This is a genomic window from Ancylomarina sp. 16SWW S1-10-2 (assembly GCF_009669305.1).
GTDB lineage: Bacteria > Bacteroidota > Bacteroidia > Bacteroidales > Marinifilaceae > Ancylomarina.
The window spans coordinates 142894-155866 of sequence record NZ_SADB01000005.1; the positions used below are offsets into that span (position 1 = coordinate 142894).

Annotated in this window: 10 protein-coding genes; 2 read left to right on the plus strand and 8 right to left on the minus strand. The window is 33.4% G+C overall.

The features are described 5' to 3' along the window. Nucleotides 1–251: 251 nt before the first annotated feature. The 6 genes from EMN46_RS05675 to EMN46_RS05700 form a co-directional block, all read right to left on the minus strand. Nucleotides 252–1103 (minus strand): nuclear transport factor 2 family protein, encoded by an 852-nt coding sequence (locus tag EMN46_RS05675; RefSeq protein ID WP_154199708.1) that lies wholly within the window; start codon nt 1101–1103, stop codon nt 252–254. Nucleotides 1104–1212: 109 nt separating this feature from the next. Next, on the minus strand, nt 1213–2076 hold the full coding sequence (locus EMN46_RS05680; RefSeq protein ID WP_154199709.1) for an AraC family transcriptional regulator: 864 nt from the start codon (nt 2074–2076) through the stop codon (nt 1213–1215). Between the two features lie 459 nt (nt 2077–2535). After that, nucleotides 2536–3669 carry a cytochrome d ubiquinol oxidase subunit II gene (gene cydB, locus EMN46_RS05685; protein WP_154199710.1) on the minus strand — a complete coding sequence of 378 codons (1134 nt, stop codon included), beginning with the start codon at nt 3667–3669 and terminating at the stop codon, nt 2536–2538. 2 nt (nt 3670–3671) lie between these two features. Beyond that, a complete protein-coding gene (locus EMN46_RS05690; protein ID WP_154199711.1) occupies nt 3672–5222 on the minus strand; it encodes a cytochrome ubiquinol oxidase subunit I in 1551 nt (516 codons plus the stop codon). After that, complete coding sequence (locus EMN46_RS05695; RefSeq protein ID WP_154199712.1) at nt 5219–5470, minus strand: DUF4492 domain-containing protein; 252 nt, start codon at nt 5468–5470, stop codon at nt 5219–5221. The genes EMN46_RS05690 and EMN46_RS05695 overlap by 4 nt, the downstream gene beginning before the upstream one ends. A 204-nt stretch (nt 5471–5674) precedes the next feature. Continuing rightward, nucleotides 5675–6124: a hypothetical protein gene (locus tag EMN46_RS05700; protein WP_154199713.1), complete on the minus strand. Its 450-nt coding sequence runs from the start codon at nt 6122–6124 to the stop codon at nt 5675–5677. 287 nt (nt 6125–6411) lie between these two features. Here EMN46_RS05700 and sucC point away from each other — a divergent pair, with 287 nt between their 5' ends. Beyond that, nucleotides 6412–7569 (plus strand): ADP-forming succinate--CoA ligase subunit beta, encoded by a 1158-nt coding sequence (gene sucC, locus EMN46_RS05705; protein ID WP_154199714.1) that lies wholly within the window; start codon nt 6412–6414, stop codon nt 7567–7569. 69 nt (nt 7570–7638) lie between these two features. After that, entirely contained in the window at nt 7639–8514 is an 876-nt protein-coding gene (gene sucD / locus EMN46_RS05710) for a succinate--CoA ligase subunit alpha (protein ID WP_154199715.1), read from the plus strand. A 71-nt stretch (nt 8515–8585) separates the two neighbouring features. Here sucD and EMN46_RS05715 read toward each other — a convergent pair whose 3' ends face one another. After that, nucleotides 8586–10478: a tetratricopeptide repeat protein gene (locus tag EMN46_RS05715; RefSeq protein WP_195715191.1), complete on the minus strand. Its 1893-nt coding sequence runs from the start codon at nt 10476–10478 to the stop codon at nt 8586–8588. A gap of 13 nt (nt 10479–10491) precedes the next feature. Further along, nucleotides 10492–12390 carry a tetratricopeptide repeat protein gene (locus EMN46_RS05720; RefSeq protein WP_154199717.1) on the minus strand — a complete coding sequence of 633 codons (1899 nt, stop codon included), beginning with the start codon at nt 12388–12390 and terminating at the stop codon, nt 10492–10494. Nucleotides 12391–12973 lie beyond the last annotated feature (583 nt).

A 12973-nucleotide genomic window follows, 5' to 3' on the forward strand; every position in this document is an offset into this window, starting at 1 on the left:
ATCGGATAAATTAATTTTTAACAAAGGACCAGAATTATCTGGTTCTAAATTTTGTGAAAATTCAGAGTCTATGCTACCCACAATCAAATTATTACCCTTAACTAAAACCCGATTTGGAGCTAGAAATAGATCCGAATTTACCCAAAGCACCAATTTGTCACCTTGTACTGTGTAAATGACATATAGAATAACTGATTACAAAAAGAGAGCAAACCTATTTGGCTTGCTCTCTTTCGCTAAATTTATTTCAATTAAAAATTGAATTTACCATTCGTATTTTTAGCATCAGCTTCTGGTACAATTTTTTCAACCGTATCCCAGTGCTCTACAACTTTACCATTCTCAATTCTAAAGATATCGTAGAAAGCGACTTTTTCCTTCAAGAAAATACCTTCTGATACTGACAATACGAAGTTACCTTGCCCCAATACAATATAGTTCTTTTCGTAAACCATTGGCATGCCAGCTTCTGCTAATGATGCTAATGCTTCGCCTAAACCTCCCAAGCCATCTTTTACACCTGGATTATGCTGATCGTACTGTTCTGTAGATATATAATCAGTTATTTTATCAGGATTTGCACCCAAGAAAATATCTTTCATTAAGTTTCTTACTAAGGTTTTATTAGCCTCCGTTTTATCAAGATCTTTTATCTCTGTTGATCCATCGAATTGTGTACGTCCCGATGCTGTTTTTTCTACAATCTCTTGCAAATTATCCCAATGTTCAACAATTAAACCGTTCTCAAATCGAAAAATATCGATTCCTGCTTTAGGACCGAAAAAATCGTACTTGGTATGTGCAATAACAAAATCGCCATCTTCAAATACTCTTTGTACTTCTACTTTCCCACCACCAGCTTCGTTTAAAGTACCCAATACAGCACCAAAACCTGCTAATCCATCAGCTATTGCCTGATTGTGTTGTGTGTAGTTGTTTGCATTAATATATGCCACTGGTTCGCCAGCTCCTGTTTCAATTGCTTTTAAAAGCTCACTTACTTTTTGTTTGTTTGAAATTGCCATGTTTGCCTCTTTATTATCAGCCTCACACGAAACGATTGAGACTATTGTTAATACTGTAATGATAAATATTCTTCGCATTGCTTTATGTTTTAATTACAATACAAAGGTGAGGCAAAAAGAAAGGCTGAGAAAGGTAGGTTTACGCCCTTGGATGATACATTTACGCCAAGCACTAAAGATCAGCGTGTTAAAATCGAGACCTAAATTCTAAAGGTGTCGATTCGGTATGTTTACGAAAGTATTTAATAAAGTTGGTCGGTTCATCATAGCCAAGTTCGTAGGCAATTTCTTTTATAGCTTGTTTGCTATGAACAAGTAAACGTTTCGCTTCTAATATTAAACGTTCGTCTATAATTTGCTTAGGGGTTTTGTCTAAAACACTAGTGCAAGCCTTATGAAGCTGTTTATCCGACATACCCAATTCGGAAGCATACTTATTAACCGATCTCTCTTTACGGAAGTTCAACTCAAGCTTCTCTTTAAAAAGCATTAAATTATCAAGATGTACACTAGGCTTTAACTCTTCGAATCCTTGTTCTCTTATTTCTCTCTCGGCCTGTAACAAAAAAATGTGCAGCATATTATGCAGTATGGGAAATTGCGAGTTATCTGGATTTCTTAGAAATTCGGTTTCCATGGCATTAAAGAACACACGTAAATAAGAAGCCTGCGGACTGACTTTCATTTTAGCAATATGATACAGATCATTATACAAAAGACTAGCATGCAAGAACCGCACATCTTCTTTGTTTTTACAGAAAAAACTATCAGTAAATATTATAGCTTTTCCCTCGTACAAACCTTCCTTATCGTAGATGTTTACACTATTACTTGGGATAAAAATAAGGGTATTGTCTTCTATTTTGATAGGATTAAAATCGACATAGTGAGTACCCTCGCCTTTCTCAATCCAAAGAATAAGATAGAACTGAGCCCTATGAGATACAGTCATCAAATCTTTTTTATCCTTTAAGACTTGAGCCAAATCTATAATCTCAAACTCCAAATGAAGTCCATCCCGAAACTTGTATTTTTTAATCGATTCTGTCATAAGCGGCACTACAAGTGCTATGTTGTTAACCTATTGTAAGTGATGCAAAATACAGTTTTTTTTCTGAACATCAAGGATACCATAAAAGTAGGCAGCTATATTGTATTTAAACATTTGAGGGTCTCACTCTTTTGTTGAGGCTCTCAATATAATCCTCACCTCATAATTTTTTTTTTCATACCCTGACATTTACGGCTTAGAGATAGTCAGAGCATGACGAGATCCTAAATAACAAAAAAGAGAGCATCCATAAAGGATACTCTCTTTTTATATTTAACCATTCTTAAAAGGTATAACGATACTCTCGTAAGAATGTCAATTACTTAATTATTATTCATTTTCTATTTTTGCATTTAATTTTTTGAGTGTAAAGCGAATGGCTTTATAACTAACGTAAATTAAAAGCGGCCAAGAAAGTAGCCAAATTATAGATGATGTATACATGATATTTTCTTTTTATTAATATAAATGATCTCCTGCATTCATTTCTTCAGCTGTAATTTTATTCCTATTAATAGCTCTCCATGTCCAAATAATATAACCAATTACAAAAGGAACCATTAACGAAACATAGCCCATTGCAGTAAGTGTGTACTGTGAAGAGGATGCGTTTTGGATGCTTAAAGATGATTGCAAATCGGCCAAAGAAGGGTAAAAAGGCGTGTTATTTAATCCGGCTAACATAAATAGAGAGAACACAACTAAGATAGTTCCTCCACCAGAAAACCAAATTCCCTTTGTATATTTCTCAAGCAAATAAGATTTTGCCAATCCGTACAATACACCAACAACACCAGCCAAAAAGAAGACAGCAACTAAAGGCATGGCTATAAGATTGTGTAGATACTTATAAGCTTCCATCGATACAATTTTTGTATCAGGATCAATAGCAAAGCCATCCATTAAAAGTAAGCGGATTGTAAATGCAAGAAAAAGAATCAAGAAAGGTATTCCAGAAACTAATAGTTGTTTTTTAGATCTGGAAAAAATAACATCGTCTTCGATACTATTCATAAAATATAAGCTTCCTAAAACTCTTGCAAGAAAAAATACAGTTAAACCTAAGGCCACATTATGCCAATTCAAAACTGCTTCCAAACCACCATATGGTGTTGCCCATTGTGACTGATTCCAGTCATTAACAGTAAACTCTGCTCCATTAAAGAAAGTAGCTACCGCAGTTCCAATAAGAATTGTTCCTAACAATCCATTTATAAATAAAAACGCTTCATAAGTTTTAGCTCCCCAAACATTGTGGGGTTTACTTCTAAATTCATAAGCTACGGCTTGAATGATAAAACAAAATAGAATTGCCATCCAAACCCAATAAGCTCCTCCAAAAGAAGTGGAATAGAACAAGGGAAAAGAGGCAAACATAGCTCCACCAAAAGTGACTAAGGTCGTAAAGGTAAATTCCCATTTTCGACCCAAAGCATTCACCACCATTGTTCTTTCTGTTGGCGTTTTACCAATTCGGTATATTAATGTTTGTCCACCTTGAACAAACATTAGAAATACAAGTATACTACCTAATAGCGAAACAATAATCCACCAATATTGTTGCAATGTTATGTACGATAAGTTTTCAAACATAATTATTTCCCTCCGTGATTAGGTCCAACTTTAATTTGCTTCAACATGATTTTCACCTCTGCAATTAGTAGTCCTGTAAAAACCACAAAGAAAAGGAAGAACGTAACGACTACCGATATACTATCGATATTAGAAACACCCGCCATAGTAGGCATCAAATCTTGAATCACCCATGGTTGACGTCCCATTTCGGAAACAATCCACCCACATTCCGAAGCAACATAGGCAAGAGGAATACTCCAAATAGCTAAACGTAAAAACCATTTATTAGTAAGTATATTCTCCTTATAAACAAACAGTAAACTCAAGGCAAACAATAAAATGAAATACATGCCCAAGCCAACCATGATATGAAAACTATAAAATGACATTGGAATTGAAGGAACAATTTCATATGGATCATCGAAATAACCGTATCCAAAATATTTAAAATTGGTTTCTAAATCTCTCAATGACTTTTCTTCTAATTCAGTATTCGATTCTGATTTGGCTAGTTTATAATTTTTTAAAGCAGCAATAGCCTTCTTACCCATTTCCATTTTTTCGGTAACAGGAGGATGAACGACACCATCGTAATCCGTATAGCCATTAATAATATCATTAACTCCCGGAACAAAGGCATCACCATCTTGGTAAGCCAAATAGGAAAGTAATTTTGGAATCTCAACTTTAAAAATAAAATCATCTTTATTCTCATCATCAACATCCTTTGGAGCCAAAACTCCAACAGCAACTAAACCAACACCATTGGAACCATTATAAAGACCTTCGACAGCTGCAAGTTTCATCGGTTGATCACGAACAATATCTTTAGTCGACTTATCTCCCGTTAAAACGGTAAACAAGGACGTAAACAATCCAAAAACTGCTGCCACTACAATACTTCTTTTTGCAAAGCTTATCTCCCTCTTTTTTAATAGATACCACGAACTAACTCCAATAACGAAAACAGCTCCTAGTAAATAAGAAGATGAAATGGTATGCAAAAATTTATTAATGCCTGAAGGCGAAAATAGAACTTCCCAGAAATTATTCATTTCATTACGAGCCGTGTCAGGATTAAAAGACATCCCCACCGGATTCTGCATCCAACCATTGGCCACCAAAATCCACAAAGCTGATAAACTGGATCCAATGGCTACAAGCCAGGTTGAAATTAAGTGAAACTTTTTACTCACCTTATTCCAGCCAAAAAACATGACGGCAATAAAAGTCGATTCCATAAAAAAGGCCATAATTCCCTCAATGGCAAGCGGCGCACCAAATATATCGCCCACAAACCAAGAATAATTAGACCAATTGGTACCAAACTCAAATTCGAGAATAATTCCAGTAGCCACTCCAATGGCAAAATTAATACCGAAGAGTGTCATCCAAAATTTAGTTGTTTTCTTCCATACAGGATCATTCGTTTTTACATAAATGGTTTCCATTATAGCAATAATGAATGCCATACCTAAAGTCAGAGGAACAAAAATCCAGTGATACATAGCAGTTAGAGCAAACTGAGCCCGGGACCAATCCACTAAGGAAGGATCAAAATTTTCTATCATTCTAATGATTTTTTAGGGTTAGTTAATTGATCAATCACATAATCGCTTCGTTCCTGATCGTTATCGTATTTAGTTTTTAAGAAATTCGGAAAGAAAAACAGCTTCAAAACAAAAAACATAATAAATAACTTTATTGCAATTAGCAACCAAACCTGGCGACTCCATTTACTCTGATTTTTAAATCCTTGAGCATAGAAATTCCAAATAGATTTTGGCACTGAAAGAAGCTTGTATAAAATATTATTCATCCTAACAAGAACTATTAAATTTGAATACTGATCGATAAAAAGACTTCCAAGTCTTTTTATAATTATCAAAATATTTTTTAAATGTAAGCTTAATTAAGCAATCTGTTATAAAAAAGTTATAGATAGATTTTATGAGCTAATACGAAAAATCAATAACCTTTCTTACAGACAAAAAAAGAACATTAATATATGAAACACCTATCTTTAAAAACTTTGGCTTGCTCCAAACATAATGGTCATAATAATGATGATTGGGTATAAAGCAAGCATCACAATGGTCATAATACCAACAAATTTAAAGTGTGATTTAATGTATTTCATTGCCTCGGTGAGGGTCTGCGAATTACGATACAATAAAGCCTCTTTGGCCTTATTCGAAAATTGCAACAAATAGTAAATAGGAAAAAAAGACACCCCTGTAAAAATCAAATAAAATACTGCAATACCTGTCATGGGGAGAGGACTATATGCAGTAATAAAGCTAGAAGCCATAAACATACTAATAGAACTAAGAACACCTATACCCATAAATATAAAAGCTAAAATAGCAAAGAACTTCGTCCACTTCCTAGTTTCAAGTAAATAGGTTTCAGCTTGAATTTCTAACACTAATTCACTTCTATCTTGGTGTTCTTTTACTTCTAAAGTCTCCATAAGCTTTAAATTGTTACAAATTAGATGTTAAAATATTTACTAAGTTATTAAAAATACCACCAAAGTTCAATTCTTCATTATAAATTATCCAATCATGGTTTATAAATAACTATTAATCATACTTTTTAATATAAAAGACAAAGAAGTCCGAAAAAAGAGCTTTTAGCTTTTTATATTCATTCAGTTATTTATATATTTAAGTAAATTAAGAAAACAAAGCTCGTTCTAAGTAAGAATAAATCATTCAAAATGAGTTAAACGAACTAAACCACAATAAATTTTAGCCCATGAAGATTCATGAATATCAAGCCAAAGAGATTTTAAAATCCTATGGTGTACCTGTTCCCCAAGGGAAAATTGCTTCAACAGTAAAAGAAGCAGAACAAGCAGCTCAAGAAATTGGATTGCCTGTAGTTGTAAAAGCACAAATTCACGCTGGTGGCCGAGGAAAAGGTGGCGGTGTTAAGTTTGCACCAACAGCTAAAGACGTCAGTCAATACGCCAGTGATATTTTAGGGATGACCCTAATAACACACCAAACTGGTCCTGAAGGACGTTTGGTTAAGAAAGTTTGGATTGAAAAAGCCTCAAATATCAAGCATGAATATTATGCTGGTATCGTTCTTGATCGTGCCTCATCGAAGGTAACCTTTATGGTTTCGACCGAAGGTGGTATGGAGATTGAGAAAGTTGCTGAAGAAACGCCTGAAAAAATAGTGAAAGTTGGAGTTGATGCTTCGGTAGGCTTACAAGCTTTTCAAGCAAGAGAAATGGCTTTTGCTCTAGGATTAGAAGGAACTGCCTTTAAAAACGGAGTGAAATTCTTCCTTGCACTTTATAAAGCGTACATGGGAACCGATGCTTCTCTATTCGAGATTAATCCATTGGTTGTAACCGAAGAAGGTGATGTTATTGCATTGGATGCTAAGGCAGATTTCGATAATAATGCCATGTATCGTCAAAAGACATTAACTCCTCTTCGCGATTTCGACGAAGAAGAACCATTGGAAATTGAGGCTGATAAGTCGGGTCTTAATTATATTAAACTAGATGGTAACATTGGCTGTATGGTAAATGGTGCAGGTTTAGCAATGGGAACTATGGATATTATTAAATTAACTGGTGGAGAACCAGCGAACTTCCTTGATGTTGGAGGATCAGCATCGGCTGAAACTGTAGAAAAAGGATTCCGAATTATTCTCTCAGATAAAAATGTAAAAGCTGTTTTAATCAATATTTTTGGTGGTATCGTTCGTTGCGATCGTGTTGCCAATGGCGTTATTCAAGCTATCAAAAATATCAATACTAAAGTACCTATTGTCGTTCGTTTACAAGGAACCAACGCCGAAGAAGGTAAGAGACTTCTTGATGAATCAGGCATGAATATAATTGCTGCCACAGAGCTTAAAGATTCTGCCGAGAAAGTTGTTGCCACTTTGGGATAAACATTAGGTAAATAAGTATTAGAAAAGGATCAAGTTTGATGATCTATCACCATTAAAACAATAGACACAATGAGTGTATTAGTAAATAAAGATACAAAACTAGTAGTTCAGGGAATTACTGGTACAGAAGGGGGATTTCATACCCAACAAATGATTGAATACGGAACCAATGTGGTTGCCGGAGTTACGCCAGGCAAAGGTGGACAAAAATTTATGGATAGCGTACCTGTTTTTAATACCGTAAAAGATGCTGTGAAACAAACCGGCGCCAATGCTTCGGTTATTTTTGTTCCACCAGCATTTGCTGCTGATGCAATTATGGAAGCTGCAGATGCAGGTATTGAGCTTGTGGTATGCATTACCGAGGGGATTCCAACACTTGATATGGTAAATGTTCACGAGTTTCTTTCCAAACGTCCTAAGACCACTTTAATTGGTCCTAACTGTCCAGGTGTTATTACGCCAGGCGTTGCTAAAATTGGTATTATGCCAGGCTTTATTCACAAACCTGGTAAGATTGGTATTATCTCTCGTTCGGGAACTTTAACCTACGAGGCAGTACACCAACTAGGTAATGCTGGATTTGGGCAATCTACAGCTATAGGTATTGGTGGCGATCCAATTATTGGAACAAAACATATTGATGCGGTTAAACTATTGAATGAAGACCCAGATACTGAGGCTATCGTTCTAATCGGTGAAATTGGTGGTTCTGATGAAGAAACTGCTGCAGCATATATCGCTAAGTATGTGAAAAAGCCTGTTGTTGCATTTATTGCTGGACAAACTGCTCCTGAAGGTAAACGTATGGGACATGCCGGAGCTATTATTGCTGGAGGTAAAGGTACTGCTGCAGAAAAAATGAAAGCACTCGCTGCGGCTGGTATTCACGTTGTAAAATCGCCTGCTGACATTGGTAAAAAAATGAAAGAAGTTTTAGGATAAACTGCCTAGTTCTATAAAATACGAAAGCCGTTCACAAAAGTGAGCGGCTTTTATTTTCACAGATTCAACGACTAATTCTTAATTATAGGAACACTAAAACAAACTCTCGTTCCGTGTAAATCTTCATTCAATGTTTTAAGATCTGTCACAACAACACTTAGCTTATTTTTAGAATAATAGTTATAAATTCTTACCCTATCTTTAATTATTTCTGTGGCCATAGATCTATGATCACCTTTATGATGAGTGGCATTAAAAACACCAATTCCATTATCCTCAACCGTAAAATCGATACGCCTATTTTCTTCATTTTTGAGTAAACAGATTTTTATCTCAGCATTAGGATTATTTCTTAACTCACCATGAACTAAAGCATTTTCAATAATAGGTTGCGCCAACATAGGAGGTATATAAACTTCGTCCAAATCTATCTCAGAATCAATATCAAATCGATAAGTAACAGCATTATCAAATCTTAAATTCTGTAGATCAACATAAGCTGATAAAATATCTAACTCCTCACGCATACTTATATATTCATGGGTAGAATTTTCTAAAACACTACGAACCAAACCTGTAAGTTTAGACATATAATTAAATGCCTTATCATTTTCATTACATAATATAAAATCTTGAATCACAGTTAGTGAATTAAAAAGGAAATGAGGATTCATCTGACTCAAGCGCACTTTTTGTTCTAAAGAAAGAGTTTGAAGTTTGTTCCTATATGATCTCGATCTCAAGAAAAAAAGAACAGATACTGAAGCAAGTAGAAAAAAGACAATTAAAGATAAAATCAAGATGTTTTTTCTACTTAGAGCAAGATTTTTAATGGCAAGCTCTTTTTCTTTTAAATCAAGGAATTGTGTTACTTTGAGCTCTTGAAGTTTATCCGAACGATTTTGAATATCTATAGAGTCAGTTATTTGGTATTGTTGTTTAATGAATTTAAATGCATGCTTAAAATCTCCCTTCTTCTCAAAAATAATCCATTTTTGCAAATAACACTTTTGTAGATCATCAACCAATTTATATTCTATACATATTTGTTCAGATTTATTTAACATCTCAAGAGCCTCATCGTAACGGCCCATAGCTGTTAAACACGTTGCTGTGAAAAGATAGTTCTTAGGTAAACCCCAATAATCATTAATATCCTTTCGAATCTGTTCACTACGCTTATAATATTCCAGTGATTTTTCATATTCTTTATGAAGGAATGCTAATTCACCCAAATTGAGAATAACATCTCCTCTATCTCTTGGATTTACATTATACTTCTCACACAAAATATCAGCCTGATTTAAATATGGAGATGCTTTATCAAACTCACCAACAACCATATATAGAGCTCCTAAATTCATAATAACCTTTACATATTTGGAACCTTGTTCGAGATTTTCGAATAACGATAATGATAATAAAAAGTTTTCTTCGGCTTTTTCAAAATTTTTTAAAAAGTAATAAACACCTCCTATATTTAAATAAGTACTAGCTATTCCTTCTTTATAATTAAATTCTCTATATATTTCCTGAGCTTTAAGGTAACTTTCAAGAGCCAACTCAGATCTAAGTGTTCGCCTATAAATGACCCCCTCGTTATTATAAATCTTACCTATATCAATCTTTTTACCTGCTTTATCAAACTCAGCAATAGCTCTCTCATAATGAATAAGAGAACTATCAAAAACTGCCTGATAATAATAGCTTACTGCTTGTGATTTTTCGGCAAGTCCAACCAAAGAAGGATCTTCACTTTTACGAGCCAATTCAATAACTCTTTTTCCTAGTTGCAATGACTCTGAAGGCGCATTTACTCTCAGAGTCTCCATCTTCTTTATTGAATCTAAAATTTGATCGTGAGGTATGAATTTATCGATTAAACTATCGGTTAAAAGAACACTTCCCTTTAGATTTAGGCTTAAAAACAAGATGCCTAGTATAAGAATGAATAATTTACGCATGTTTTTTCTGAGTTTAGGCTTGATTTGGAACACTAAAACTAACTCGCGTTCCATGCAATTCCTTGTTCAATGTTTTAAGATCAATCACTTTTATACTTATATTTTTCTTCGAGTTATAATTATAAATTTTTACCCTATCTTTCAAAATATCTGTCGCCATAGATTTGTGATTTCCTTTTCGTTTTTTGGAATTTAAAATACCAATACCATTATCTTCAACCGTAAAATCGATGCTATTATTTTCCTCATTCTTAAACAAACAGATCTTAATTGTAGCATCAGGATTATTTCTCAATTCACCATGAACTAGAGCATTTTCAATAATAGGTTGTGCCAACATAGGTGGTATATAAACTTCATCTAAATCTATCTCAGCATCAATATCGAATCGATAGGTGATGGTATTCTCAAATCTTAAATTCTGAAGATCAATATAAGCTGATAAAATATCTAACTCTTCACGCATACTTATATATTCATGGGTAGAATTTTCTAAAACACCACGAACTAATCCCGATAGTTTCGATAAATAAGAAAAAGCTTTATCAGTCTCATTATCCAGCACCAAACTTTGAACTGAAGTCAATGCATTAAATATAAAATGAGGATTCATTTGCGATAATAAAACCTTCTGATCTAAACTCATTACTTTATACTCTGCCCTTAGTTTGTTCATCCTAAAAGCAACCACTATACCAATAACTCCTAGAATCATAAAAACAATCATAGCAATCAACCAAGCATTTTTCTTATCTAACTCAAGATCCTTAATTTTAGTCTTTTGAGTCATCAATTCCATTTTCTGCTTAGTCTGATCCATGTCATACTTAACCATCAAATCATTGTACATTTCATCATTGAAAGCTGAATTAATTGAATCACCTATTGCTGTTAGTTTTTCATAAGATTCTAAAGCTAATTTATAGTTACCCGTCTTTTTATACAATCGAAAGTAAGCATTCTGGGAATCTCCCAACCAATCACCACTACCACTCATCTTTGCTAGTTCATACATCGTAGCAGCAAATTGCCTTGCCTTATCATATTCTTCCTTTGCAAAAGCAAGTTCAAACATTTCATTATATATCTTAAGAAGCTCTTCAGTATCTCCTCTTAGCTTTCGAATATCAAAACTCTTATTAAGATATATAGCTGCCTTGTCAAAAGCATTTGTTCTTCTATAAATAATACCCAAATTCAGATAGAGCCTACTTTCCATTCTGATATTACCCGTATTTAAAACAATAGATAAAGATTTCTTATATACTTTTAAAGCTTCTTCAAATTTATTTTGCTTTTCGTAGATAACTCCCAAATTATTAAGACAGTTAACCTGAACTCTTAAATTACTAACATCTTCGGCAAGTTTTAAACCTAATTTGTAATACTCTTCTGCTCTTTGCAAGTTATTCATGGAAACAGAAATATTTCCCAGATTTGGATATAAAGGAATAAGTCCAACAGTATAATTAATTTCTAAAAAAAGCTTTTGCTCTTTTAGATAGTATTCTAAAGCCTTACTATATTCACCTCTTTTTTTATAGATAATTCCAATATTACCAATCGTTTTACCAACTTGAATTGTATTACCCAGTTGCTTAAACTTAAGAACAGCTCTATCGTAATAAACCATAGATGAATCAAACTGTCCTAAGTAATAATAATTAATACCTTGTGTTTTAAGTGCTAAAGCTAAAAGAGAATCTGATTTTTCTTTTTCTGCAACTTGAATTGCTTTTTCACATATCTCAACACTAATATTCTTAACACTATCTCTATAGCTAATCGATGAATCTAGCAAATTAGAAATAATCTGCCCTTTTTCATTCAATATATGCTCATCATTCTGAGCATATAAAACAGACGTAAAAGTGCAAAATATGATGAATAGGATATATATATTTCTTGACATATGTATAAGCTTATTTTGATTAACAAAATAAGTCAAAAACTATTGATAAACAAAGCATTGAATTCAATATAGATAAACAATACAAACTCTTAGCATTGTTCACAACTGCCTAGAAATAAGAGGATACTTGAAAAAAAAAACAAATTCCTTTCTATCTGGGATAAAATTGATTTATATGTTACAAAACAAGCCTAAGCAAATAAATCAGAACTAAGCTCAATTAAACCTTTGCGAACCAATGAGTTTTGCATAAAAAAAAGGCCTTTCTTTAGCTCATAAAACTGACTTAATTATTGGACCTTACATAAAGAAAATAAACAGATGGAATAGACACTATAATAATATAGAGTACAACAAAAAATAGAAAAGATGGATATAATACTTTGTGAGTGTTATAGAGTAAACATGACGACTAAAAATTTTCAACTTTTAGGTCTTTACAAAGCTTTTATAAAACGTAGAATATAAAAAAAACAGGTAATTTTTTAAGTGACATACTGATAGGAAAATAAGTGAATGCACTAAAATTAGAGAACAGAGCTAAAAAACATCTATTATTACACGTCTTTTAAAACGAATAATC